Source organism: Tepidimonas ignava, assembly GCF_004342625.1.
GTDB classification, from domain to species: Bacteria; Pseudomonadota; Gammaproteobacteria; order Burkholderiales; family Burkholderiaceae_C; genus Tepidimonas; species Tepidimonas ignava.
In genome coordinates, this window is sequence record NZ_SMAH01000014.1 from 25,304 (window position 1) to 50,816 (window position 25,513).

Here is a 25,513-nt window from a genome sequence, read left to right on the forward strand (position 1 = left end):
CCGATTATAAAAGCCGACCCCCCAACCGCGGTGCGGCGCGTTATAGTCGCGCCGCATGAAAGAGCTCGAAGGCAAGCGCATCGTCCTGGGGTTGACGGGTGGCATCGCCTGCTACAAGTCGGCCGAGTTGTGCCGGCTGCTGGTGCAGGCCGGCGCCGACGTGCAGGTGGTGATGACCGAAGCGGCGGCGCGCTTCATCGCGCCGCTGACGCTGCAAGCCCTCAGCGGCCGGGCGGTGGTGCTGAGCCAGTGGGACGAGCGCGAGCCCAACGCGATGGCGCACATCAACCACGGCCGTGGGGTCGACGCCATCGTCGTGGCGCCGGCCAGCGCGGACTTCATCGCCCAGTTGGCGCAGGGGCGCGCGAGCGAGTTGCTGCCGCTGCTGTGCCTGGCGCGGCCGCGCCAGCAGGTGCCGCTGCTGCTGGCGCCGGCCATGAACCGCGAGATGTGGTCGCACCCGGCCACGCAGCGCAACGTGGCGCAGGTGGTGGCCGACGGCGCCGTGGTGCTGGGCGTAGGGCAGGGCGAGCAGGCCTGTGGCGAGGTCGGCGAAGGCCGTATGCTGGAGCCCGACGAGATCGCCGAGGAGGTGGTGGCCCACCTGCAGGCCAAAGTGCTGGCCGGCCACCACGTGCTGGTGACGGCGGGGCCGACGTTCGAGCCGATCGACCCGGTGCGCGGCATCACCAACCACAGCAGCGGCAAGATGGGTTTTGCGCTCGCGCGCGCGGCGCGCGAGGCCGGCGCCGCGGTCACGCTGGTGGCCGGGCCGGTGCACCTGCGCACGCCGCGCGGGGTGCGGCGGGTGGATGTGCAAACCGCGCAGCAAATGCTGCAGGCGGTGCTGGCGCACGTGGAGCAGGCCACGGTGTTTGTGGCGGCGGCGGCGGTGGCGGACTGGCGCGTGGCGCAGGTGGCCGAGCACAAAATGAAAAAAGAGGGCAGCGGCGCGCCGCCCGCGCTCACCTTTGTCGAAAACCCCGACATCCTGGCCACCGTGGCCGCGCTGCCGCGCGCGCGCCGCGGCGAGCTGTACTGCGTCGGCTTTGCCGCCGAGAGCCACGACCTGCTGCGCCACGCGCGCGCCAAACGCGAGCGCAAGGGCGTGCCGCTGCTGGTGGGCAACATCGGGCCGGCCACCTTTGGCCGCGACGACAACGCCCTGCTGCTGGTGGACGAGCGCGAGGCCATTGAGCTGCCCCCGGCCCCCAAGCTGACGCTGGCGCGCCAGTTGATGGGCGAAATCGCGCGGCGGTTGGCCGACGGCGGTGTGCGCCCATAAGTGGGGTCCTCTACAATGGCTGCACCATGTCAGCGGTCGTGTTCGATACCCATAAAGTGGTCAAAGATTTGCAGGCTTGCGGGATTCCGCCTGAGCAAGCGGAAGCGTTCGTGCGGGCGCAGCAGGAGATCCTGGGGCAAGTGCTGGACACAACGCTGACCACCAAGACAGACCTTGCGGCATTCGAAAAGAACCTGCGTCAGGATCTGCACCGTTTGGAGCGCGAACTTTGGGGGATCCGCTGGATGTTGGGGGTCACCGTGGCAGCCACCGTGATCCCCTTGCTCAAGCCGCTGTTGGCCTGAGCGCTTACGCTTAGCACGCCGGCGCGCTGGGCCGGATGCGGAACCACAGCGCGTACAGCGCCGGAACGAACAGCAGCGTGATGGCCGTGCCCACCGCCACGCCGCCGATCAGCACGTAGGCCAATGGCCCCCAGAAGCTGTCGTGCGTCAGCGGCACGAACGCCAACACCGCCGCCAGTGCCGTCAGCACCACGGGCCGCGCCCGCTGCACGGCGGCTTCCACGACGCCCTCAAACGGCGCCATGCCCGCCTCGAAGTTGTCGGCCACCTGCTGCGTCAGGATCAGCGTGTTGCGCATCAAAATGCCCGCCAGACCGGTCAGGCCCAGCAGCGCCACGAAGCCAAACGGCTGCCAAAACACCAGCAGCGCCAGTACCGCGCCGATGAGCCCCAGCGGCGCCGTGGCCACCACCATGAACGTGCCGGCAAACGAGCGCATCTGCAGCATGATGAACACGAGCATCGCGGCCACCATCAGCGGCTGCAGCTTTTGGATCGACAGGTTGGCCTTTTCAGACTGCTCGACCGAGCCACCGATGGCAACGCGGTAGCCCTCGGGCAGCTCGGCGCGCAGCGGCGCCAGCGCCTGCCAGACCGCCGCCGTGACGTCGTTGGGCTGGGCGCCGCGCACCTCGGCCTGCACGGCCACGAACGGCTCGCGGTTGTAGCGCTTGATGACGGGCTCTTCGTAGCGCACCTCGAGCGTGCCCAATTGCGCCACCGGGATTTTGCGGCCGTCACGGTTGAGCACTTCCAGCGCCCCCAAGGTGTCGGCGCTGACGCGGCCGCCCTGCAGCGCGCCGCGCGCGGTCAGCTCTACCGTGCGGTTGCCCACGCGCAGTTGCGTCACCGGCGCGCCCTCCAGCAGGGTTTGCAGTTGTTGCGCCACGTCCTGGGGCGTCAGGCCCATCAGCCGCAAGCGGTCGGGGTCGGTGCGCAGCGCCAGCACCGGGACGCGCTCGTCCCACTCCAGGTGCGCATCGACCACATGCGGGTTGGCGGCCATGATCTCGCGCACACGGTACCCGATGGCGCGCAGCTGCACCGGGTCGGGGCCAAAGACGCGGAACTGCACCGGCCAGGCCACCGGCGGCCCGTACAACAGCCGCGCCACGCGGATGCGCGCCTCGGCGAATTCGCCGCTGCGGATATGTTCTTCGAGCGTCGCGATGATACGGTCGCGCGCCGCTTCGTCGTGGGCGACGACGATGAGCTTGCCAAACGCCGGGTTGGGCGGCTCGGGGTTGGCCGAGATGAAAAAGCGCGGCGCGCCCGCGCCGACGTAGGCCGACAGTGTTTTGACCTCGGGCATCGGCGCCAGGATGGCTTCGAGGCGGCGCACCGTCTGGTCGGTGACGCGCACGCTGGTGCCCTGCGGCAGGTACACGCTGACCAACACCTCGGTGCGGTCGCTGCTGGGGAAAAACTGCTTGGGCACGACTTTGGCCATGCCAATGGCCGAGATCACCAACAGGCCCACCGTGCCCGCCACCACCGTTTTGCGGTGCGTCACGCACCAGGCCACCACGGTGCGTAGCCGCTGGTACAGCGGGGTCTGGTAGATCCCTTCGTGGCTGTGGCGCTGCTCGGGCGGCACGTCGCGCAGCATTTTGACGCCCAGGTAGGGCGTGAAGGTGACCGCCACCAGCCACGACACCAGCAGGCTCACGCCCAACACCCAGAAGATGTTGCCGGCGTATTCGCCCACGCCCGAGCGGGCAAAGCCGATGGGCAAAAAGCCCGCCACCGTCACCAGGGTGCCAAACAGCATTGGCGCGGCGGTCACGTTCCAGGCGTGCGCGGCGGCGCGGATGCGGTCCCAGCCTTCTTCCATCTTCACCAACATCATCTCGACGGCGATGATGGCGTCGTCCACCAGCAGACCCAACGAAATGATCAGCGCCCCCAGCGTGATGCGGTCCAGGTTGATGCCCATGGCCTTGAACACCACGAACGACAACCCCAGCGTCACCGGCACCGCGATGCCGACGATGAGGCCGGCGCGCAGCCCGATGGCCAGCATGCTCACCCCCATCACGACCGCCACGGCGACGAAAAATTTGATCTGGAACAGGTCCACCGCCTTGGCGATGGCGTCGGCCTGGTTGGTGAGTTGGGTGAGCTCCAGCCCCAGGGGCAGCTCGGCCTTTTCGCGCTCCAGGTACGCTTGCAGACGCTGGCCGAGCTGCAGGCCGTTTTCGCCTTTGTTCATGACCACGCCGATGAGCACGGCGTCTTGCCCGCGCGCGCGCACGAGGTACGAGGGCGGCTCTTCGTAGCCGCGGCGGACGGTGGCGATGTCGCCCAGCCGGATCACTTTGCCGCCGGCGCGTATCGGCAGCGCGGCCAGCGCCTCGGGGTCGGACAGGTCGGCATCCAGCCGGATGTGCAGGCGCGGGCCGTCGGTTTCCAGCCGCCCGGTGGGCAGCAGCCGGTTGCTGGCGTCAATAGCTTCGAAAATGGCTTGCGGCGACAGCCCCAGGTTGACCAGCCGCGCGTTGTCGAACTCCAGGTACACGCGCTGCGTGCGCTCGCCCAGGATCAGCGCCTTGTGCACGCCCTCGATGCGCTGGATCTGGTCGCGCAGCCGCTCGGCCTCGCGCACGAGTTCGTCGTGCGGTAGCTTGGGCGCGGTCAGCGCCAGCAGGCTGAAGTACACGTCGGCAAAGTCGTCGTTGGCCACCGGACCGATAACGCCGGCGGGCATTTCGCGCTGCGCGTCCCACATGCGCTTGCGCACCTGGTAAAACAGCTCGGCCACCTTGGCCTGCGGGGTGTAGTCGTGAAACTCCACCTGCAGCGTGGCCTGCCCGGGGCGGATCGTGGTTTCGATGCGGTAGAGGTACTCGACCTCCTGGATTTTTTTCTCCAGCCGGTCCACCACCTGCGTTTGCAACTGCTCGGGCGTGGCGCCCGGCCAGGCGACGTTGACCTGCATCACCCGCACGGTGAACGAGGGGTCTTCGGCCCGCCCCAGCGTGGCAAAAGCGTACACGCCGCCCAACACGGCCAGGATGAGGAAAAACAGCGTGACGGCGCGCTCGCGCACGGCCAGCGCCGACAGGTTCGGAAAGCTCATGACGCGCGCTCCCGCACCGCCATGCCCGGCTGCAACAGGTGGGTGCCCAGCGCCACGATGCGATCCTGCGGCGCCAGCGGCGCCACCACCAGCGCCTGCCGGTCGTCCACACGCAGCACGCGCACCGGCACCGCCTCCAGCTTGCCTTCGCGCACGCGCCACACGCGCGGCCCTTCGGCGCGCTCGTCCAGCGCCCCCACGGGCACGACCCAGGCCGCAGCACCGGCTGCGGGTGCGGGGGCCGTCGGCGCGGAGGTGGGCGCGTTCGGGCCCGCCAGCCGCACCGCCACCACGCTGCCCAGCGGCAGCTCGGCCGGCAGGTCCGGCGCCCGGTAGCGTGCGCGGCGCGTGCGGCCCAGCGGGTCCACGACCGGGGCGGCCTCGCGCAGCGTCAGCGCGACGCTGTGTCCACCGGGCAACTGCGCCTCGCCACGCGGCGGGGGCGTCACGCCGTCGGGCAACTGCACCTCGACTTCGCGCGCGCCCGCCTGGGCCAGTGTGGCCACCGGCTGCCCCGCCGCCACCACCTGTCCGGGCTGGCCGGTGACGTCGGTCAGCACCCCGTCGGCGGGGGCACGCAGCGCCGCGTAGCCGCGGTTGTTGCGCACCTGCGCCAGCCGCGCCTGAGCGGCGTCGCGGCGGCTGGCGGCCTCGCGCGCGCTCAACTGGGCGCGCTCCAGCGCTTGCGCGCTGACAAAGCTTTGCGCCTGCAGCGCGCGCACGCGGTCCAGGTCGGCCTGCGCGGTGCGGGCGGCGGTTTCGGCGGCGGCCAGGTCGGCTTCGGCGGCGCGCACGGCTTGCTCCAAGTCGGCCGCGTCGAGCTCGAACAGCACCTGCCCCGCGCGCACGGCCTGCCCCGCATCCGCGTGGCGCTTGACGATGCGTCCGCCGACTTGGAACGCCAGCGGCGCTTCGATGCGCGCGCGCACGGTGCCCGAAAGCCCCAAGGCCTGGCCGCCGAGCGGGCGCGGCGCTGCGGTCACGACCCAGGGGCGTTCGTCGGCGCTGGTCGCGCGTTCTGGGGCACGCTGGCACCCCAGCAGCGCCGTGGCCAGCAGCGCAACGGCAACGATCGACACTCGCAACCGCTCCATGGACATATCTCCGCGTTGGGTGTGGAATATTAGTGAACGGTATCGTACACTAATTGATATGTCCACACCGCTTGTTGCCGTTGCCTGTGGGTGCCACCCCGCGCCCGGGCGTCCGATGGACGTGCGCAAAGACGCGGCGATCCTGCACGCAGCGCGCCGCTTGCTGCTGCAGGGCGGCCCGGCCCAGTTGACGATGGAGGCGGTGGCGCAGGCCAGCGGCGTGTCCAAGGCGACGCTGTACCGCCGCTGGCCTGACCGCGACGCCTTGCTGCGCGCCCTGGTGGCGCACGAGGCCGCGCCGCTGCTGCACACGCTGCACACCGTGCCACCCGATGAGGAAGCGCTGGTGCGGGCGTTGGTGCGTTTTCTCGATGGGCTGCTGTGCTTCGTGACGCGACCCGCGTACCGCCGCTACCTGCAGGCCGTGGCGGCGCTGCCGCAGCGGCGCGCCGATTTGCAGCGCATCTGGCACCTGGGGCCGCAGCAGGCGGTGGACGAAGTGGCGGCGCTGCTGCAGCGCTACGCCGTGCAGCGCGGGGCGCGCTGCAACGACGCGGTACGCGAAGCGGAAACCCTGATCGGCATGGCCATGGGGTTGGACATGGCGCGCGTGCTGTACCAACAGCCACCACGGCACGGCCGCGCGGCGGCGCGGCGCAGCCATTTGGCGTGGGTGGTGCGGCGGTTTGTGGCGGGGTTGGTGTTCAGCGGCGGGCCAGTGGTGCGACCGTAACCGGGCCCCAAGCCCCCAAGCGGCGTGCCGTATCCACCCACTGGGTGGTTACCACAGGCTCAGCTGCCCGGGCGCGGCCACAGGGCGGCGGCGTGTCGCGGGTTCGCGGCCTTGGCCGTCGCGGCCAGCGGGCATACCGCGGCGCGAGCCGTGCCGTTGCACGATGGCTTGCGCTTGCACGCGCATGCCGGGTCGGTTGCGCCAGGCGTGCAGGCGTGCTTTGGCCTGCCGCAACGCTTCGTCCAGCGCCACCGGTGGCACGGGCCAGTCGATGCCGAGGCGTACGCCGCAGGTGGCTTGCACGCTGGCCGGCATGCGCCAGGGCTCGAACAGCCAGGCGTCGGGCACACGACGCAGCGCCGGCAACCAGTGGCGCACGAAGACGCCGTGGGGGTCGTGGTCCAGCGCCTGTTTGACAGGGTTGTAGACCCGCGTGGCGTTGATGCCGGTGGTGCCGGACTGCATTTGCATCTGCGGCCAGTGGATGCCGGGTTCGTAGTCCAAAAACAGCTGCGCCAGCCACACGCCCACCGGTCGCCAGTGCAGCCACAGCGGGTACGCCGCCACCGACACAAGCATGGCGCGCATGCGGAAGTTGAGCCAGCCGGTGTGCCGCAGCATGGCCACGCAGGCATCCACCAGCGGCCAGCCGGTGCGGCCCTGGTGCAGGGCCTCGAGGTGCACGGGGTTGCCGTCGTGCTCGCGCAGGCCGTCGTAGCCGCGGTGCAGGTTGTGGTGTTCGAGCGCGGGCTCGCTTTCCAGCTTCTGGATGAAGTGACAGTGCCAGTACAGGCGGCTCTCAAACGCGCGCAGCCCGGCCAGCAGACGGCGGGCGTGCGCGGTGTCGGGGTCGGCGTTGTCACGGCCGCGGGGCGCCGCGGCCAGGGCTTGCGCCTGGGTGCGCGTGGCCTGCACGGTCTCGCGCAGGCTCAGCACGCCGTACGCCAGGTACGGCGACAGGCGTGAGCAGGCGGTGGGCGCGCTCAACGGCGACGAGATGCCGCCGCGGTACTGCGCCGCGCGCGTGTGCAGAAAGCTGTGCAGCGTGGCCTGCGCGGCGCTGCGGCCGCCGCGCTGACGCGCCGGAGGCTCCCACGGATCCAAGCCCAGCGCCTGCGCCGTGGGCCAGGGTTGCGGCTGCCAAGCGCCGTCGCCGCTCAGGCGCCACGCCACGGGGTCCAGCCCCGCGGGCGTGGGCAAGGGCCACGGGGCAAACGCGAGTTCAGCGGGTGGCCAGGGCGCCAGCGGCGCCGCCATCAGCCGTTCACGCGCGGCCAGCCATTGGTCGCGGTCACGCAGGCCGCGCACGACGCCGAACTGCGGCACCTCGTGCACCGCCACGCCGTGCGCGCGGGCCCAGCGGCGCACGGCGCGGTCGCGCGCAAACGTCCACGCGTTGCCTGTTTCCTCGTGGGCGTGGATGGCCGCCATGCCCAACGTGCGGTGCAGGGCTTGCAGCACGGGCACGGCGTGGCCAACCAGCACGTGCAGCCGGGCATGGGGCCGTCCGCTGGCCCGCAGGGCCGCGTCCAGCTCGAGCAGACTTTCACGGATGAAGCCCCAGTGTTGGGCGGCGGCTTCGGGCTGCTGCCACAGGTCCGGCTCGACGATGTACACCGGCAGCACCGGGCCGCCGCGCGCCGCGTGCGCCAGGGCGGCGTGATCCTGCACCCGCAGGTCGCGCTTGAACCACACGAGTTGCACGGCCATCGCGCGGCCTCCTACCGGGGCAGCGGGGCCGCGGCGCGGCGCTTGAGCCAGCGCATGCACGCCCCGAGGCCCGGCCACTGTTCGTACAGCTCCTCGGCGGCGTCCCAGTAGTCGCGGTGCTCGCTGATGCGACCGTCCGGCGCGAAGCGCCAGTGCGTGCAGCCGCGGATGGGCCGCGGCTGGCGCTGGCCGCGCCAGCGGAACGTGAATACCCAGGTCACGAAGCCCTGGCGTGCGTCGCCCAGGCGATCGTGCACCACGAAGCGGGGTTGGTCCAGCTGCTGGTGCATGTGCTCGAAGATGGCGCGGATGGCGCTGAGGCCCTGCACCTCGTGAAACGGGTCTTTGAAGCGTGCGTCGTCGGTGAACATGCGGTCCAGGTGCACGAGCGCCGCGGGGGTGAGCGTTTCGAAAAAATCGACGGCGCGCACGAGCGGCGCCGCGTTGGGGTCGCCGGTGAAGGGGGATGCGATGGGGGTGCTCATCTTCACAAGCCCGTGACGCGGTGGATGAGGGCGAAGTAGGCACGGTCGGGCAGCCAGCGCAGGGCGCGCAGCACGCTGGTGAAGCGACGCGGAAAGTGGATGTGAAACGCGCCGCGCGCCCAGCCGCGCAGCATGGCCTGCGCGGCCTGCTCGGGGGTGATGAGCGCCGGCATGCGAAAGGTGTTGTGCGCCGTCAGCGGCGTGGCAACGAAGCCGGGGCTGATCACACTGACCCCCAGCCCACGCGGACGCAGGTCCAAAAACAGCACCTCGGCCAGGTTGGTCAGGGCGGCCTTGGTGGGGCCGTAGGCCAGCGCCTGCGGCAGGCCACGGTAACCCGCCACGCTGCCTACCAGGCTGAGGTGGCCGTGGCCCTGGGCAAGCAGCCTGGGCACGCACGCGGCCATCGTGTGCAGCACGCCCTCGACGTTGATGCGCTGGTGCCGCAGCAGCTCGTCGGTGTCGATGGCGGTGGCGCGCATGGGGCGGTAGTGCCCGGCGCACAGCAGCACCAGGTCCAGCGCGCCGCCAGCGAAGGCGTGGGCGGCGGCGTGCTCGACCGCCTCGCGGTCCGTGACGTCCAGCGGCAGGGCGTGGCGGCCCGGTGCAGCGGCGGCCCAGGCGTGCAGGGCATCGGCCTGGCGGGCCGAGACGATGACGCGGGCGCCACGCGCGTGCAGCGCATCGGCCACCGCCCGCCCGATGCCTGACGAGGCGCCGATGATCCACGCGCGCCGTCCGCCCCAGTCGCGCAACGGTGGGTTCAAGCTCATGGTTCCAGCTTGGTGAAGGTCAGCGTCACCTCGCCGAGCCGGATGCCCCATTTGCGCATCGTGGCGCGGTTGAGCATGACGCGCTCGTCGATCAGGTACATCCAGTCGTCGAACTGCACCTCGTACACCGTGCCATCGACCGGCAAGCGCAGGGTGTAGCGCCAGTTAAAGGCAGGGCCCCGCGCCTGTCCGCTGGCCTGGCCCACCACGTCGTCGGCCGTGCCGCGGTAGCGGCCATCGCCGTCGTCCACCAGACGCCACACACGCCGCTCGGTCTTGCCGTCGCTGTAGGTGAAGCGTTCGTCCAGCACGCCCTGGTTGCCGTTCCACGTGCCGGTCATGTCGACCACGAAACGGCGCACCACCCGCCCGCTGCGGTCCTGGAACATGCCGTGCGCCAGCAGCCGGCCATTGAAATAGGTTTTGAGGTCCAGCGCGGGGCGCTCGTCAGCGTAGGTTTCGACAGGGGGTGCGGCGCAGCCGGCCAACAGCCAGCCGGCCCCGACGGCCAGCAGCCCACAGCACAGACGGCGCGAGGCGGCGGTGTTGCGCATACGTATCCAACCTCCGGGGTCAAACGGGTGGCGCCATGGGCGGCACGGGGGCGGGTCGGTGGTGGTGGCGCCCCAACCCTTGCCACAGCCACCAGGCCGCCAGCGCCTTGACGCCGCAGGGCAGCACGGCGTAAGCCCACGTCAGGGCTTGCAGGCCGGCGGGGTCGCGCGTGCCGGGCGTGTAGCCCAGCAGCTCGAGCACGGGCAGCGCCACGCCTGCGGCCAGCGCGAGGTTGCCCTTGGCCGCCAGGTTCCACCAGCCGAAGTACGCCCCCTCGCGCTGCCCGCGGTCGCCGACGTCGGCCACGACGTTGGCCAACAGCGCCGCCGGCAGCGCCAGGTCGGCGCCCAGCGCCGCCCCTGACAGCACGCACACCCACGCGAACGCCGCCACATCGCCCGCGTCCAGCGTGGCCGTCCAGCCGAACACCCCGATGGACAGCAGCATGCCCGTCAGCCACGCACGCGCCACCCCCACGCGTCGCACCCACGCCAGCCACAGCGGCATGGCGGCCGCGGCGGCTACGAAGTACGCGGCCAGCAGCCACGGTGCGGCGTGCGCCGCCTGCAGGCGGTCGCCGACATAAAACAGCACCAAGGTGGCCGGGATGGCGCTGGCCAGTCCGCTGAGCACGAACACCCCCATCAACCACCGAAACGCCGGTCGGCGCCAGGGCAGGCCCAGCTCGGCCATGGGGGCGGCAGGGGCGCCCGGGCGGCCCGTGGCCGGTCGCGGAGCGCGCGTCCAGGCGAGCCAGCCGGCCAGCAGCAGCCCCGCCAGCACGGCCAAGGTCAGGTCCCAGCCGGCCAGCGTGGGCAGCACCGACGCGGTGACGACGCCGACGAGCGTGCAGCCTTCGCGCCAAGCGACGATGCGCGCCTGCTGCGCCGCGTCACCCCCCAGCCGCGCGCCCCAGCTTTGATGCGCGATGGTCAGCACGCTGTACGCCAGCGTGGTCGCCACCACGCACGCCAGCGCCCACCACGCCAACGCACCGGACGCCAGCGCCGGTGGCCGCAGCAGCGCCGCCATGCCGCACCACAGCAGCAGCGCCGTTGGCCACGCCAAACGCAGCACGGCCGCTGCGCCACGGCGGAACACGCGATCCAGCCCGCGCCCGATCAGCGGGTCGGTCAGCGCGTCGGCCACGCGGGCCACCAGCAGCACCCCGCCCAGCGCAGCCAACGGCACCCCCAGCGTGGCGTAGTGGTGGGGCACGTGCACGTAGAGCGGCAACGCCGCGAACGCCAGCGGCAGGCCGGGCAGGCCGTAGCGCCAGCCGTGGGCGGTGGGGTCAGCCGCTGCGCTCATCGGGCCGCAGCCTGGGCAGGCGGTTGGCCCAGCAGCGCCTGGCGCAGCTCGGGCGCCGAGGTCGTGGGAGCCAACCAGATGCCAAAAAAGCGCCACGCGAAGCGCGCGTCGGCGACCTCGCCCAGCATGCGGCTGCGCCCGCCGGCGCCGGTGAACACGAAACGCGCCCCCCAGCCAGGCAGCCACAACCCGGCGATACGGTCCCCGGGCGCCACATCGGGGAAGATGCCCCGCATCGCGTCCAACCAAGCGGCTTCGTCTGCTGGCGCCAAGGGCTCGGCGCGACGCATTTCCAGCACCGACCGCTGGGCGATGTCGGCCCCCCGAAAACGCCGCTGGTACGTCAACTCCAACACCAGCGGCGCGCGTCCCAGGTCGTCGGGTTGCCAGCCGGGCGGGGCCAGCAGCCGCGCGTGGTACACCGTCAGACCCAGGTACCGCAGGGTGCCCGCCCCCACCAGCCGCGCCTCGGGCAACCAGTCGGCAACCGCGGCGGCTGCGCCAGGGGCGCTTGGCTCGTGCTGCGCCGAGGCCAGCGCCGCAGGCGTGCACGCCCAGGTCAGCAGCGCGCACGCCAGGGCGCATGCGCGCTCACGGTTTGACCAGCGTGACTTGCACCACATCGATGTCGCCGGCGTCGAAGCCAGCCTCGCAGTAGGCCAGGTAAAAGTGCCACAACCGCACAAAACGCTCGTCAAAGCCTTGCGCGCGCACGGCGTCGCGCTGGCCGTCGAACGCGGCGCGCCAGCGGCGCAAGGTTTCGGCGTAGTCGCCCCCAAAGGCCACCATGTCGGCCATCTGCAGCCCGACGCGGCGGGCCTGGCGTTCGAGCTCGCCGCGGCTCAACAGGCAGCCCCCGGGAAAGATGTATTGTTGGATGAAGTCGCTGCCGCGCAGGTAGTCGTCAAAAAGCTCGTCGCGGATCACGATGGCCTGGATGCAGGCCCGCCCGCCGGGGCGCAGCAGCCGCTGCAGCGTGCCAAAGTAGGTTGGCCAGTACGCGCGGCCGACCGCTTCGATCATTTCGATCGAGACGATGGCGTCGTAGGGGCCGTCGTCGATGTCACGGTAGTCCTGCAAGCGCAGCTGCACCCGGTGGCTCAGCGCCGCGTGGGCGATGCGTTGCATGGCGTGCGCCAGTTGCTCGCTGGACAGCGTGACGCCGGTGACCTCGACGTCGAACTCGCGTGCCGCCAGCTCCGCCAGTGCGCCCCAGCCGCAGCCGATGTCCAGCAGCCGCTGGCCCGGCCTGAGCGCGCAGGCGTGCAAGGCGCGGCGCATTTTGGCGTGCTGGGCTTGCTCCAGCGGCTGGCTGCGGTCACCCCCGAACCACGCCGCCGAGTAGCTCATCGTGTCGTCCAGCCACAGGCGGTAAAAGCCATTGCCCAGGTCGTAGTGGGCGTGGATGTTGCGTCGGCTGCCACGGCGGGTGTTGCGGCGCAGCCAGTGCCTCACCCGGTGCAGCAGCCGCGCGCCCCAGTGCCCGTGCAGCGCGCCACCCAGCGCCGCGCGGTTGGCCAGCGCCAGGCGCAGCAGCGCCACCACGTCGGGCGAGGACCACTGCCCGCGCAGGTAGCCCTCGGCCAGGCCGATGTCGCCATGCCGCAGCACCGCCCCTGCCACGCTCCAGTCATGCAGATCCAGCCGCGCCGCGGGGGTGCCGTGGCCCAGGCACAACGTGACCCCTTGCGGGGTGTGCAGCTCCAGCGTGCCGTGCTGCAACCGCTGCAGCAAGCGCAGCAGGATCCGGCCGGCGGGCGGCGCGTGGCGCCACGCGGGTGTCCCGTCGTCACCGGTGCGAAAGGAGGGCGCGGTCAGTGTGCTCATCAAGGGCTCCAAGGGGCCAGGGTGGGTTGTTGCCGGGTGACGTGCACGGCCGGCGCTGCAGGGGTGTGAAACCACGGCACCCCGCGGCGCCACAGTTGCAGCGCCTGCCAGTGGATGCGTGCCATCACCGCCGCGCTGTGCCAGCCGTGGCGCAGCAGCAGCCGCACGGCTTCGCGCGGCTGCGCCGGCTGCAAAGCGCCCGACAGGCTGGTCAACAGCAGGGCGCCGGCGGCGTCGCGGTACTCGACACGCGCCACGATGCGCTGCGGCGGCGCGCCGTCCAGCGGCGTGCGCAAAAAACGAAACGCGTAGCCACCCTCCACGCGCGCAAACGGCGACACGTGCATGGTTTTGGGGGCGTACAGCGTGCGTCCCCAGGCGGGCGCGTCCAGCAGGTAGCAGTGACGTTGACCAAAGGTGTTGTTGACTTCGGCCACGATGGCGCGCAGCGTGCCATCGGCGCGGTGGCAGTACCAAAAACTGACCGGTTTGAACACGTAGCCCAAGACCCGCAGGTACGTCTGCAACCACACCGGGCCGTCGGCGTCGGCGATGCCGTGGGCGGCCAGCAGCTCGCGCAGCCAGGCCAGCGCGCCGCCGGCGGCAGGGCTGCGCCCGTCGCCGTGGTCACGTTCGTCGAAGGCCACCCAGCCCGGACGGTTGAGCGCGAGCCCCGCGCGGGCGGCGGCCTCGGGCAACACGTGCATCGGCAGCAGGGCGAACCACGTCCGGTACCCGAAGCGGTGGGGCTGGGGGCGCAGCCGCTGGTGCTGCACCCAGCCGCGCCCAATCAGCACCGGGTCGGGTGGGGTGGGGCGGCTGGCCATCGTGCGGTGCTCCTAACCCCGGCCTCAGGCGGCGGCGCGCAGCCGGCCCAGCGCGGCCAGGCAGGCGTCGGCCGCGGCGTAGCCCGCCTGCAGCCCGTCTTCGTGAAACCCGTAGCCAGCCCACGCCCCGGCGTACCAGGTGCGCGCATGCCCCTGCAGGTGGGGCAACTGGCGCTGCGCCGCCACGGCGGCGTGGTCCAACACCGGATGCTCGAACGTGAAGGTGTCCAGCACCCGCCGGGGGTCGATGGGACCTTGGGGGTTGAGCGATTCGATCACCGGCTGGGCAAACGGCAGCGGCTGCAGCGCGTTGAGCCAGTAGTGCAGGCACACGTGGCCGCGCCCCGCGGCGTGGGGGGTGTGCTCGTAGTTCCACGCGGACCACACCGAGCGGCGGCGCGGCATGACGCTGGTGTCGGTGTGCAGCACGGCGTGGTTGCGCTGGTAGCGAATCGCGCCCAGCACCGCACGCTCCTGGGGTGAGGGGGAGGCCAGCAGCGCCAGCGCTTGGTCGGTGTGCGTGGCCAACACGACGGCATCGAAGCGGGCGGCGCCGGTGTCGGTGTGCACGGTGACCCCGAAGTCATCGCGCACGATGCGGCGCACCGGCGTGCGGGCGTGGGCGTGCGGCAGCCGCGCGACGATGCGCTGCACGTACTGGCGGGCGCCGCCGGCCACCGTGTACCAGGTCGGCCGGTCGTTGATTTGCAGCAAGCCGTGGTTGTGGCAAAAGCGCATCAACATGCCGACCGGGAAGTCCAGCATCCGCTCCGTGGGGCAACTCCAGATGCTGCCCAGCATCGGCAACAGGTACCAGTCGCGCAACGCCGTGCTAAAGCGGTGCCGCCGCAAAAACGCCCCCAGCGGCTCGTCCCACGGCGCCGCGCCGTGGTCGCCCAGCGCCAGCGCGGTGCCCAGGCGGTTGAAGCGCGCGATGTCGGCCAGCATGGCCCAAAAGCGCGGTCGCAACAGGTTGCGCTTGTCGGCAAACACGGTGGCCAGTGAGGCCCCGCCCCACTCCAGCGCGGGGTGGCCCGCTGTGGCCGGCACGCGCACCGAAAACGACATGCTGGCCGGTGCGGTGGGCACCTGCAGTTGCGCCAACAGCGCGGTCAGCCCGGGGTAGGTGCGGTGGTTGAAGACCAAAAACCCGGTGTCGACGGGGTGGGTGAGCGGCCGGCCGCGGTGGTCGGGCAACGTGACGTCCACCGTGCGCGTGTGCCCGCCGAAGGTCGGGGCGGCTTCGAACAGCCACACCTGCGCGCTGCGGTGCAAACGCCATGCCGCCGCCAGACCACTGATGCCGGATCCGATGATGGCGACGCGCATGGTGTGCTCCTGGGGTGGGTGGCTTGGGGCCACGGCGCGGACGGATGACCGATCCGTGGGTGCGGTTATTGTGTCCTAGACAAAAATCCATGCGATGATCAAGGTTACCGGCCCGCACCACCATGTCTGAGCAGCAACCCTCCGATGCCTCGTCCACCGACCAAGCCCCAACGTGGACGATTGCCGATGTCGAGCGCGACACCGGCATCGGCAAAGACACGTTGCGTGTCTGGGAGCGGCGCTACGGCTTTCCCCGCCCGGGGCGGGACGCCCATGGCGACCGGTGTTACGACACCGCCCAGGTGCAGCGCTTGCGCCTGATCCGGCGCTTGTTGGATTTGGGCCACCGTCCGGGGAGGGTGGTGGGCTTGCCGCTGACGGCGCTGCAGGACCTGGCCGCGCGCGGGCCGCGCGTGGCGCCGTCCACCGCGCCGACACCGCCACACGCGCAGGCAACCGTGCTGGCGCAGTGGCTCGGTTGGCTGGAGGCGGACCAGGGCGAGCGCGTGCAACAGGCGCTGCGCGCGTCGCTGCAGCAGCACGGGCTGGCGCAAACCGTGCAAACGTTGGTGGCGCCGATGTGTGTGGCGGTGGGTGAGGCGTGGGCCCAAGGCCGCCTTGGCGTGTACCAGGAGCACCTGTGGACCGAGGTGGTGCAGCGCACGCTGCGCGAGGCGATTGCGGCGCTGGATGCGGCGCCGGGCACGCCCAAGCAGGCGCCACGGGTGTTGTTGACCACCACGCCCGGTGAGCCCCACCTGTTGGGGTTGCTGATGGCGGAGTGTTTTTTGGCGCTGCAGGGGTGCGAGCGTGTGGTGCTGGGGGCGCAAACCCCGCTCATCGACATCGTGACGGCGGCGCGGCGCCTGGCGGTGGACGTGGTGGGCCTGAGCTACAGCGCCTACGTGGGCCGCCGCGACCTCGTCGACGAGCTGGTGCAGCTGCGCACACGGCTGCCCGACAACGTGGCGCTGTGGGTGGGCGGCGCTGGCGCGCAGCGCCACGGCCGCGCGTTGCCCCCGGGGGTGGACGTGGTGGCCCAGGCGGGCGACGTGGCGCGGCGGGTGCACGCCTGGCGTGCCCGTCATCGAGCGGCCTGACCGCGTGCGCCGATGCGCAACGCGTCAGGCCGACGGTTGCAGTGCCAACAGCGCGCCGTAGCGTTCGGCCAAAAACGCTTCGCCGTGCTCCAGCACGTGGTAGCGAAACGCCTCGGCCGCCGGTGACAGCAGCTTGGCCAGTGTGTGCACCACGTGCCAGGCGCGTACCAGCGGCGTGCCCTCGACGTCCAAGCGCACGATGAGGCCGTGCTCCAGCTCGAACTTGAGCGCGTGCAACGAAATCAACCCCAGCCCCAAGCCGGCCATCACGGCTTGTTTGATGGCCTCGTTGTCGGGCAGCTCCATCGCCACGCGCAGCTCCAGGCCGTGCTTGTGCGCAAACTGCTCCAACAGCGCGCGGGTGCCGCTGCCGCGCTCGCGCACGATGAACGGGTACGGCGCCAAGGCCTCGGGCGAGGGGTGGCCGATGCGCAGCAGCGGGTGTGCGGGTGGCGCCACGAACACATGCGGGTGGGCCGCGAACGGCTCGGCGCGCACGGCCAGCTCGGTGGGGGGGCGGCCCATGATGGCCACGTCCAGCTCGTTGGCTTGCAGCAGGCGCAGCAGTTGTTCCCGGTTGCCGGTGACCAGCTTGACGTCCACCCCGTGGTGTTCACGCCGAAACGCGGCCAGCAGGTAAGGCAAGAAGTACTGGGCTGAGCCCACCATGCCGATCGTCAACTGACCGGCTTCGAGGCGCTTGAGGCGCGCGGCGGTGTCCTCGGCGTCTTTGAGCGTGGCCAACACCTTGCGCGCGTACACCAGCATGTACTCGCCGGCGGTGGTCAGGGCCACGCGCCGCCCTTGGCGCTCGAACAGCGGCAGTCCCACGTGGCCTTCCAGCTCTTTGATCTGCATGGTCACGGCCGGCGGCGTCAGGTGCAGCGCCTCGGCCGCGCGCGAAAAGCTCAGGTGGCGCGCCACTTCAACAAAGACGCGCAGTTGGCGGAAGGTGGCGTTGCGCATGTTCAGTCAAAGCTGAAGTTGAAATAAAGAAATTGTGAATTTACCTTATGTAAGACTGTGCTTATAGTGGTGCCACGCAACGTAGGAGTGGCGCCATGCTGCAAGCCCTGATTTTCGACGTCGACGGCACCCTGGCCGACACCGAGCGCGCGCACCTGGCGGCGTTCAACGCCGCCTTCGCCGCCGAGGGCTTGGACTGGCGGTGGGACGAGGCGCTGTACACCCGGCTGCTGGAAGTCTCGGGCGGCAAGGAGCGCATCCAGCACTACTGGCAACAGGTGTACCCCGAGCGGCGCGACATCGACGGCAACGAGCTGCGCGCCTTCATCGACCGGCTGCACGAGGTCAAAACCGCCTTTTACGAAGAAGCCGTGCGCCAGGGCGCGGTGCAGCTGCGCCCCGGTGTGCTGGACCTGATCGTAGCCGCGCAGCGCGAGGGGTTGCGGCTGGCCATCGCCACCACCACGTCGCCCGTCAACATCGCGGCGTTGCTGCGCGCGGCCATGGGGCCGGACTGGCAACGCGCGTTTGCCGTCATCGAAGACGCCTCCACCGCGCCGCGCAAAAAGCCGCACCCGCAGGTTTACCAGCAAACGCTGGCGCGGCTGGGTCTGCCGGCGGCGGCGTGCGTGGCGTTCGAAGACTCCGCCAACGGCCTGCAGGCCGCGCGCGCCTGCGGGCTGCCCACCATCGTCACGCCCAACGCGTTTACCGCGCACCACGATGTGCGTGGCGCGCTGCGCGTGCTGCCCAGTCTGGACGGGTTGACCCTGCCGACGCTGCGTCAGTGGCACGCCGAAGCGGTCGGCGCCCCGGCCTGACCCCCGACACGACACGAAGAACCCGAGGAGAACCCGATGCCCCTGGACCAACGCACCACGCTGACCCAGTTCCTGATCGAACAGCGGCGCCGCTTCCCGAGCGCCAGCGGGGACTTCAACGCGCTTATTCTGGACGTGGCGCTGGCGTGCAAGGCCATCGCGCGCAGCGTGGCCTTTGGCGCGTTGGGTGGGGTGCTGGGCGCGCAAGCCGGCTCCATCAACGTGCAGGGCGAGGAGCAAAAAAAGCTCGACGTCATCAGCAACGAGCTGTTCGTGCGCGCCAACGAGTGGGGTGGCCACCTGGCGGGCATGGCCTCCGAGGAGATGGACGAGCCGTACAACATCCCCGGCGTGTACCCACGCGGCAAGTACCTGCTGGTGTTTGACCCGCTGGACGGCTCCAGCAACATCGACGTCAACGTCTCGGTGGGCAGCATCTTTTCGGTGTTGCGCGCGCCGCAGGACGTCATCGACAGCGGCCGCGACGTCACGGCGGCGGACTTTTTGCAGCCGGGCTGCCAGCAGTTGGCCGCAGGCTACGCGCTGTACGGCCCCTCGACGATGCTGGTGCTGACCGTGGGCACCGGGGTGCACGGCTTCACGCTGGACCCCAACCTGGGTGAGTTTTTTCTGTCGCACCCGGACATCCGCGTGCCGGCCGACACGCAGGAGTTCGCCATCAACGCCTCCAACAGCCGCTTTTGGGAGCCCCCCGTCAAGCGCTACGTGGACGAGTGCCTGGCGGGCAAAACCGGCCCGCGTGGCAAGGACTTCAACATGCGCTGGATCGCCAGCATGGTGGCCGAGGCGCACCGCATCCTCATGCGCGGCGGCGTCTTTCTGTACCCGCGCGACACCAAAGACCCCAGCAAGCCGGGCCGCCTGCGCCTGCTGTACGAGGCCAACCCGGTGGGCTTCATCATGGAACAGGCGGGCGGGCGCGCCAGCACCGGGCGTGAGCCGATCTTGCAGGTGCAGCCGACCTCGCTGCACCAGCGCATCGGCTTGGTGTTTGGCAGCAAAAACGAAGTCGAGCGCATCGAGCGCTACCACCGCGAGCCCGCGCCGCTGAAGGACGACAACCCGCTGTTTGCCGAGCGCACCCTGTTTCGCGACTGAAGCCGCCGGCCGCGCGCACCGGATTCGAAGCACCCGAGGAGAACGTAGCCATGTCCGAAAAACACCCCATCATCGCCATCACCGGCTCGTCCGGCGCCGGCACCTCGACCGTGACGCGCACCTTCGCCAACATTTTCCGGCGTGAGGGCGTCAAAGCCGCCATCATCGAGGGCGACAGCTTCCACCGCTACGATCGCAAGGAAATGCGCCAGCGCATGGCCGAAGAGGAGGCCAAGGGCAACCGGCACTTCAGCCACTTCGGCCCCGAGGCCAACCTGTTCGAAGAGCTGGAAAACCTGTTCAAAACCTACGCCGAAACCGGCCGCGGGCGCTGCCGCAAGTACCTGCACAACGAGGAGGAAGCCGCTCCCTACGGCCAGGAACCGGGCACCTTCACGCCGTGGGAGGACCTGCCGCCCGACACCGACATGCTCTTTTACGAGGGGCTGCACGGGGCCGTGGTCACCGACAAGGTCAACGTCGCGCAGTACCCGGACCTGCTCATCGGCGTGGCGCCCTCGATCAACCTGGAGTGGATCCAAAAGCTCATCCGCGACAAGACGCAGCGCCGCTACAGCCAGGAGGCGGTGGTCGACACCATCCTGCGCCGCATGCCCGACTACGTCAACTACATCTGCCCGCAGTTCGCGGTGACGCACGTCAACTTCCAGCGTGTGCCGGTGGTGGACACCTCCAACCCCTTCATCGCGCGTGACATCCCTACCGCCGACGAGAGCGTGTGCGTGATCCGCTTCGCCAAGCCCAAGGGGATCGACTTTCCGTACCTGCTCAGCATGATCGACGGCTCGTGGATGAGCCGCGCCAACACCATCGTCGTGCCCGGCGGCAAGATGGAGCTGGCCATGCAGCTGATCTTCACCCCGTTCATCTGGCGCATGATGGAGCGCCGGCGGCGTGCCCTGGGCCTGGCGTGACGCCCGAAAGGTGCGATCATCACGCCTTTGACGACGTCCCCCAACGACACCATGCAACACCACGAACCTCTCCACGTCCGTCCCGCTCCCGCGCCCGCGCTGGCGCGCCGCATGGCCAACGCCATTCGCATGTTGGCCGTCGATGCGGTGGAGCAGGCCAAAAGCGGCCACCCCGGCGCCCCGATGGGCATGGCCGAAATCGCCGAAGTGCTGTGGAACCGCCACCTCAAGCACAACCCGGCCAACCCCGCGTGGCCCGACCGTGACCGCTTCGTGCTGTCCAACGGCCACGGCTCGATGCTGATCTACGCGCTGCTGCACCTGACCGGCTACGACCTGCCGATCGAGGAGCTGAAAAACTTCCGCCAACTGCACAGCAAAACGCCGGGTCACCCGGAGGTGGGCATCACGCCGGGCGTGGAGACCACCACCGGCCCGCTGGGGCAGGGCATCGCCAACGCGGTGGGCATGGCGCTGGCCGAAAAGCTGCTGGCCGCCGAGTTCAACCGCCCGGGCCACACCGTTGTGGATCACTTCACCTACGTGTTCTTGGGCGACGGCTGCATGATGGAGGGCATCAGCCACGAAGTGTGCTCGCTGGCGGGCACGCTGCGGCTGAGCAAGCTCATCGCGCTGTACGACGACAACGGCATCTCCATCGACGGCCATGTCGAAGGCTGGTTTGCTGACGACACGCCGGCGCGCTTCGAGGCCTACGGCTGGTACGTGATCCGCGACGTCGACGGCCACGACCCCGACGCGGTGGACGCCGCGCTGCGGCTGGCGCGCACCCAGGCGATGCGCCCGGACGGCAAGCCGACGCTGATTTGCTGCAAGACCGTCATCGGCCAAGGCTCGCCCAACAAGGCGGGCACGCACGACGTGCACGGTGCCGCCCTGGGCGCGGCCGAGGTGGCGGCCACGCGCGCCGCGCTGGACTGGCCGCACCCCCCGTTCGAGGTGCCGGCCGACGTTTACGCCGCCTGGGATGCGCGCGGCCACGGTGCGGCCGCTGAAGCCGCGTGGCAGCAGCGCTTCGACGCCTACGCGCGCGCGTTTCCTGAACTGGCGGCCGAGTTCCAGCGCCGTATGCGTGGCGAGCTGCGCGCCGACCTGGCCGAGCGGTTGCCCACGTTGCTCGACGCGGCCGCCGCGCGCACCGACGCCGTGGCCACGCGCAAAGCCAGCCAGTTGGCGCTGGACGCCCTGGCGCCGCTGATCCCCGAGTTCTTCGGCGGCAGCGCCGACCTGACCGGCTCCAACCTGACCAACTTCAAAGGCTGCACCATCGCCGGCCGCGATCGCTGGGGCAACCACCTCAGCTACGGCGTGCGCGAATTTGGCATGGCCGCCATCATGAACGGCATCGCGCTGCACGGCGGCTACCTGCCCTACGGCGGCACGTTCCTGACGTTTTCCGACTACAGCCGCAACGCCATTCGCATGGCCGCGCTGATGCGCCAGCGCGTCATCCACGTCTTCACGCACGACTCCATCGGCCTGGGCGAGGATGGCCCCACGCACCAAAGCGTCGAGCACGTGCCCAGCCTGCGCCTGATCCCGAACCTGGACGTGTGGCGCCCCGCCGATGCGCTGGAAACCCTGGTGGCGTGGGCCGCCGCGGTGCAGCGGCGCGATGGCCCCACGGCGCTGTGCCTGTCGCGCCAAAACCTGCCGGTGGTCACCGAGCGTGCGCACGCCGACGGTGCGGCGCGCGGCGGCTACGTGCTCAAGGATATGGACGGTGCGCGCGCCGTCATCATCGCCACCGGGTCGGAGGTGTCGATCGCGCTCAAGGCGCAGGCGCTGTTGGCCGCCGAGGGTGTGCCCACGCGCGTGGTGTCGATGCCCAGCACCAGCGTCTTCGACCGCCAGGACGCCGCCTACCAGGACAGCGTGCTGCCGCCCGGGCTGCCCGCGGTGGCGGTGGAAGCCGCCCACCCCGACCTGTGGGCCAAGTACGTGGGCCGCCGCGGGCGCGTGGTGGGCATCGACCGCTTTGGCGAATCGGCCCCGGCGCCGGCCTTGTACGAGTTTTTCGGCCTGACGCCGGCCAAGGTGGCCGAGGCCGTGCGAGGGGTGCTGGCGTGAGCGTGACGCACACCGATTTGCCGTTCGACCTGATCCTGTTCGACCTGGACGGCACGCTGGTCGAGACCGCGCCCGAAATCGCCGACGCGGTCAACGACACGCTGGCCGAGCTGGGGCTGGGCAGCGCGTCGCTGGACGAGGTGACGCGCTGGATCGGGCACGGCACGCGCGAGCTGCTGGTGCAGGCGCTGGCGGCCCGCCTGGGCCGCACGGTCGACGCCGTGCGGGCCGACACGACCTATTTCACCGCCGCCGAGGCCGTGTTCCAGCGCCACTACGAGGCGCGCTGCGGCACCCGCAGCCATCCGTATCCGCACGTCATCGAGGCGTTGCAGGCGCTGCGCGCCGAGGGCGTCAAGCTGGTCGTGGTCACCAACAAGGAGGCCCGCTACACCGCCCGCGTGCTCGACGCGCACCGCATGGCGCCGCTGTTTCACCGCATCATCAGTGGCGACACGCTGCCGGTCAAGAAGCCCAACCCGCTGGCGGTGGCCGACAGCCTGTTACGCTACGGGGTTGACCGCAGCCGCGCGTTGCTGGTGGGGGACTCGTCGATCGACGTGGCCACGGCCCGCCATGCCGGCGTTGCGGTGTGGTGCGTCCCCTACGGCTACAACATGGGCGAGCCGATCGAAGCCAGCGCGCCGGACCGGGTGATCGCGGATTTTGGCGCGCTGCGACCGGCGGTGCTGCGCACGGCCACGGCCAGCGCGGGTTGCGCCTGAAGGGACGGTGGTGGCGCGACGCTGGCGAGCCGCCATGTTGTGAGGTTTTTTCTTTCCCATCTGCAAGGAGTTTGTTCCCATGACCCTCCGCGTCGGTATCAACGGTTTCGGCCGCATCGGCCGCATGGTGTTTCGCGCCGCACTGCGCAACTTCCAGGGCGACATCGAGATCGTCGGCATCAACGACCTGCTGGAGCCCGACTACCTGGCCTACATGCTCAAGTACGACAGCGTGCATGGCCGCTTCCAGGGCGAGGTGGCGGTGGAGGGCAACACGCTGGTGGTGGGCGGCCGCCGCATCCGCCTGACCGCCGAGCGTGACCCGGCCAACCTGCGCTGGGGCGACGTGGGCGCCGACGTCGTCATCGAATCGACCGGCATCTTCCTGGACGACGCGGGCGCGCGCAAGCACCTGCAGGCCGGCGCCAAGCGCGTCATCATGAGCGCGCCCAGCAAGGACGACACCCCGATGTTCGTCTACGGCGTCAACCACACCAGCTACGCGGGGCAGGAGATCATCTCCAACGCCAGCTGCACCACCAACTGCCTGGCGCCGCTGGCCAAGGTGGTGCACGACAAGTGGGGCATCAAGCGTGGCCTGATGACCACCGTGCACGCCGCCACGGCGACCCAAAAGACGGTGGACGGCCCCTCCAACAAGGACTGGCGCGGCGGCCGTGGCATCCTCGAAAACATCATCCCCAGCTCCACCGGGGCGGCCAAGGCGGTGGGCAAAGTGATCCCCAGCTTGAACAAAAAGCTCACCGGCATGGCCTTCCGCGTGCCCACCAGCGACGTGTCGGTGGTGGACCTGACCTGCGAGCTGGACAACCCCGCGCAGTACGCCGACATCTGCGCCGAGATGAAGGCCATGGCCGCCAAGCCGGTGGCCGAGGGCGGGTTGGCCGGGGTGCTGGGCTACACCGAGGACAAGGTGGTGGCCACCGACTTCCGCGGTGAGGTGTGCACCAGCGTCTTCGACGCCGAAGCCGGCATCCAGCTCGACCCCACCTTCGTCAAGCTGGTGGCCTGGTACGACAACGAGTGGGGCTACTCCAACAAGTGCCTGGAGATGGCCCGCGTGGTGGGCCGTTCGCTGTGACGCCGACGCCCTGACCCCACCGACCCACCGGGCAGGGCCGCGCCGCGCCGCGCGGCGCACCTGCCCTCCGTCGAGCCGAGCCAAGCCATGGAATTCATCCGTTTTGCCGACCTGTGCGCCCAGGGCCAAGCCCAGGGCAAGCGCGTGTTCATCCGCGCCGACCTCAACGTGCCGCTGGCGTTCGACGACGGCGTGGCGCGCATCACCGAAGACACCCGCATCCGCGCCTCGATCCCCGCCATCCGCATGGCGCTGGACGCCGGCGCGGCGGTCATGGTCACCAGCCACCTGGGCCGCCCGACCGAGGGGCAACCCAAGCCCGAGGACACGCTGGCGCCGGTGGCCCAGCGTCTTAGTGAGCTGCTGCAGCAGCCCGTGCCGTTGATCCAGCGCTGGGTCGACGGGGGCTTCAGCGTGGCGCCGGGTCAGGTGGTGCTGCTGGAAAACTGCCGCCTCAACAAGGGCGAAAAGAAAAACAACCCCGAGCTGGCGCGCAAGATGGCGGCGTTGTGCGACATCTTTGTGCACGATGCGTTTGGCACCGCGCACCGCGCCGAGGCCAGCACCTACGGCATCGCCGAGTACGCGCCGGTGGCCTGCGCCGGTCCGCTGCTGGCGGCGGAAATCGACGCCATCGGGCGCGCGTTGGAGCAGCCGGCGCGTCCGCTGGTGGCCATCGTCGCCGGCTCCAAGGTGTCGACCAAGCTGACCATCCTGCAGTCGTTGGCGCAAAAGGTCGATCGCCTCATCGTCGGGGGTGGCATTGCCAACACCTTCATGCTGGCCGCGGGCTTGCCCATTGGCAAGAGCCTGGCCGAGCCCGACCTGGTGGGCGAGGCCAAGGCGGTGATGGAGGCGATGCGCGCGCGCGGCGCCGAGGTGCCGATCCCGACCGACGTCGTCGTGGCACCCGAGTTCAAAGCCGACGCCCCGGCCACCGTCAAGGCCGCGGCCGACGTCGGCGCGGACGACATGATTTTGGACATCGGCCCGCAAACCGCGCAGGCGCTGGCCGCGATGCTGGAGACGGCGGGCACCATCGTCTGGAACGGCCCGGTGGGGGTGTTCGAGTTCCCCGCGTTCGAGCACGGCACCAAGACGCTGGCGCAGGCGATCGCGCGCTCCAAGGCGTTTTCGATCGCAGGCGGCGGCGACACGCTGGCGGCGATCGCCAAGTACGGCATCGAAGACCAGGTCGGCTACATCTCGACGGGCGGCGGCGCCTTCCTCGAAGTGCTGGAGGGCAAGACCCTGCCGGCGTTCGAGATCCTGGCGCGGCGCGCGCGTGGCTGATGCGGCCTGGGGCGAACACGCTTTCCATCACGACATCGACCGAGACCC

The 25,513-nt window shown here is 70.4% G+C and carries 23 protein-coding genes; 11 read left to right on the forward strand and 12 right to left on the reverse strand.

The features are described from left to right. Window positions 1-55 precede the first annotated feature (55 nt). Both coaBC and EDC36_RS10760 read left to right on the forward strand, forming a co-directional pair. Entirely contained in the window at window positions 56-1,285 is a 1,230-nt protein-coding gene (gene coaBC, locus EDC36_RS10755; RefSeq protein WP_132963265.1) for a bifunctional phosphopantothenoylcysteine decarboxylase/phosphopantothenate--cysteine ligase CoaBC, read from the forward strand. Between the two features lie 26 nt (window positions 1,286-1,311). Then, a complete protein-coding gene (locus tag EDC36_RS10760; protein WP_132963266.1) occupies window positions 1,312-1,590 on the forward strand; it encodes a DUF1640 domain-containing protein in 279 nt (92 codons plus the stop codon). A 10-nt stretch (window positions 1,591-1,600) separates the two neighbouring features. On the opposite strand, the gene EDC36_RS10765 is transcribed toward EDC36_RS10760, so the two are convergent. Continuing rightward, the gene (locus EDC36_RS10765; RefSeq protein WP_132963267.1) at window positions 1,601-4,669 is read right to left on the reverse strand and encodes an efflux RND transporter permease subunit; all 3,069 of its coding nucleotides are present in this window, start codon (window positions 4,667-4,669) and stop codon (window positions 1,601-1,603) included. After that, window positions 4,666-5,763 carry an efflux RND transporter periplasmic adaptor subunit gene (locus tag EDC36_RS10770; protein ID WP_207895075.1) on the reverse strand — a complete coding sequence of 366 codons (1,098 nt, stop codon included), beginning with the start codon at window positions 5,761-5,763 and terminating at the stop codon, window positions 4,666-4,668. The genes EDC36_RS10765 and EDC36_RS10770 overlap by 4 nt, the downstream gene beginning before the upstream one ends. Before the next feature lie 115 nt (window positions 5,764-5,878). On the opposite strand from EDC36_RS10770, the gene EDC36_RS10775 reads away from it, so the two are divergent. Next, window positions 5,879-6,496: a TetR/AcrR family transcriptional regulator gene (locus EDC36_RS10775; protein WP_165902858.1), complete on the forward strand. Its 618-nt coding sequence runs from the start codon at window positions 5,879-5,881 to the stop codon at window positions 6,494-6,496. A gap of 48 nt (window positions 6,497-6,544) precedes the next feature. On the opposite strand, the gene EDC36_RS10780 is transcribed toward EDC36_RS10775, so the two are convergent. The 9 genes from EDC36_RS10780 to EDC36_RS10820 are packed head-to-tail and all read right to left on the reverse strand — an operon-like array spanning window position 6,545 to window position 15,313. Further along, window positions 6,545-8,206 carry an FAD-binding domain-containing protein gene (locus EDC36_RS10780; RefSeq protein ID WP_132963269.1) on the reverse strand — a complete coding sequence of 554 codons (1,662 nt, stop codon included), beginning with the start codon at window positions 8,204-8,206 and terminating at the stop codon, window positions 6,545-6,547. 11 nt (window positions 8,207-8,217) lie between these two features. Next, window positions 8,218-8,691: a nuclear transport factor 2 family protein gene (locus tag EDC36_RS10785; RefSeq protein ID WP_132963270.1), complete on the reverse strand. Its 474-nt coding sequence runs from the start codon at window positions 8,689-8,691 to the stop codon at window positions 8,218-8,220. 2 nt (window positions 8,692-8,693) lie between these two features. Next, window positions 8,694-9,464, reverse strand: a complete 771-nt coding sequence (locus EDC36_RS10790; protein ID WP_132963271.1) for an SDR family NAD(P)-dependent oxidoreductase — start codon at window positions 9,462-9,464, stop codon at window positions 8,694-8,696. Beyond that, on the reverse strand, window positions 9,461-10,018 hold the full coding sequence (locus EDC36_RS10795) for a DUF3833 domain-containing protein (RefSeq protein WP_132963272.1): 558 nt from the start codon (window positions 10,016-10,018) through the stop codon (window positions 9,461-9,463). Before EDC36_RS10795 ends, EDC36_RS10790 begins: the two co-directional genes overlap by 4 nt. A 19-nt stretch (window positions 10,019-10,037) precedes the next feature. Then, entirely contained in the window at window positions 10,038-11,330 is a 1,293-nt protein-coding gene (locus EDC36_RS10800) for an MFS transporter (RefSeq protein ID WP_132963273.1), read from the reverse strand. Continuing rightward, the gene (locus tag EDC36_RS10805) at window positions 11,327-11,953 is read right to left on the reverse strand and encodes a chalcone isomerase family protein (protein ID WP_243646568.1); all 627 of its coding nucleotides are present in this window, start codon (window positions 11,951-11,953) and stop codon (window positions 11,327-11,329) included. The genes EDC36_RS10800 and EDC36_RS10805 overlap by 4 nt, the downstream gene beginning before the upstream one ends. Beyond that, entirely contained in the window at window positions 11,922-13,157 is a 1,236-nt protein-coding gene (locus EDC36_RS10810) for an SAM-dependent methyltransferase (protein ID WP_132963274.1), read from the reverse strand. Before EDC36_RS10810 ends, EDC36_RS10805 begins: the two co-directional genes overlap by 32 nt. Then, window positions 13,157-13,984 (reverse strand): DUF1365 domain-containing protein, encoded by an 828-nt coding sequence (locus tag EDC36_RS10815; protein WP_132963275.1) that lies wholly within the window; start codon window positions 13,982-13,984, stop codon window positions 13,157-13,159. The genes EDC36_RS10810 and EDC36_RS10815 overlap by 1 nt, the downstream gene beginning before the upstream one ends. Before the next feature lie 24 nt (window positions 13,985-14,008). Next, window positions 14,009-15,313: an NAD(P)/FAD-dependent oxidoreductase gene (locus EDC36_RS10820; RefSeq protein ID WP_132963276.1), complete on the reverse strand. Its 1,305-nt coding sequence runs from the start codon at window positions 15,311-15,313 to the stop codon at window positions 14,009-14,011. A 122-nt stretch (window positions 15,314-15,435) separates the two neighbouring features. On the opposite strand from EDC36_RS10820, the gene EDC36_RS10825 reads away from it, so the two are divergent. Then, window positions 15,436-16,413, forward strand: a complete 978-nt coding sequence (locus tag EDC36_RS10825; RefSeq protein WP_132963277.1) for a MerR family transcriptional regulator — start codon at window positions 15,436-15,438, stop codon at window positions 16,411-16,413. 24 nt (window positions 16,414-16,437) lie between these two features. On the opposite strand, the gene EDC36_RS10830 is transcribed toward EDC36_RS10825, so the two are convergent. Continuing rightward, a complete protein-coding gene (locus EDC36_RS10830) occupies window positions 16,438-17,379 on the reverse strand; it encodes a LysR family transcriptional regulator (protein WP_132963278.1) in 942 nt (313 codons plus the stop codon). 95 nt (window positions 17,380-17,474) lie between these two features. Here EDC36_RS10830 and EDC36_RS10835 point away from each other — a divergent pair, with 95 nt between their 5' ends. The 7 genes from EDC36_RS10835 to EDC36_RS10865 all read left to right on the forward strand — a co-directional run bounded on the left by EDC36_RS10835 (window position 17,475) and on the right by EDC36_RS10865 (window position 25,465). Further along, window positions 17,475-18,200 carry an HAD-IA family hydrolase gene (locus EDC36_RS10835; protein ID WP_132963279.1) on the forward strand — a complete coding sequence of 242 codons (726 nt, stop codon included), beginning with the start codon at window positions 17,475-17,477 and terminating at the stop codon, window positions 18,198-18,200. Between the two features lie 36 nt (window positions 18,201-18,236). Next, window positions 18,237-19,319, forward strand: coding sequence for a class 1 fructose-bisphosphatase (locus EDC36_RS10840; RefSeq protein ID WP_132963280.1), 1,083 nt, complete (start codon window positions 18,237-18,239; stop codon window positions 19,317-19,319). A 50-nt stretch (window positions 19,320-19,369) separates the two neighbouring features. Beyond that, window positions 19,370-20,254: a phosphoribulokinase gene (locus EDC36_RS10845; protein WP_132963281.1), complete on the forward strand. Its 885-nt coding sequence runs from the start codon at window positions 19,370-19,372 to the stop codon at window positions 20,252-20,254. A 111-nt stretch (window positions 20,255-20,365) separates the two neighbouring features. Beyond that, the gene (gene tkt / locus EDC36_RS10850; RefSeq protein ID WP_390617127.1) at window positions 20,366-22,345 is read left to right on the forward strand and encodes a transketolase; all 1,980 of its coding nucleotides are present in this window, start codon (window positions 20,366-20,368) and stop codon (window positions 22,343-22,345) included. After that, window positions 22,342-23,070, forward strand: coding sequence for an HAD family hydrolase (locus EDC36_RS10855; protein WP_243646569.1), 729 nt, complete (start codon window positions 22,342-22,344; stop codon window positions 23,068-23,070). The genes tkt and EDC36_RS10855 overlap by 4 nt, the downstream gene beginning before the upstream one ends. 79 nt (window positions 23,071-23,149) lie before the next feature. Next, on the forward strand, window positions 23,150-24,172 hold the full coding sequence (gene gap, locus EDC36_RS10860) for a type I glyceraldehyde-3-phosphate dehydrogenase (RefSeq protein WP_132963283.1): 1,023 nt from the start codon (window positions 23,150-23,152) through the stop codon (window positions 24,170-24,172). Between the two features lie 87 nt (window positions 24,173-24,259). Further along, window positions 24,260-25,465 (forward strand): phosphoglycerate kinase, encoded by a 1,206-nt coding sequence (locus tag EDC36_RS10865; RefSeq protein WP_132963284.1) that lies wholly within the window; start codon window positions 24,260-24,262, stop codon window positions 25,463-25,465. Window positions 25,466-25,513: the final 48 nt, after the last annotated feature.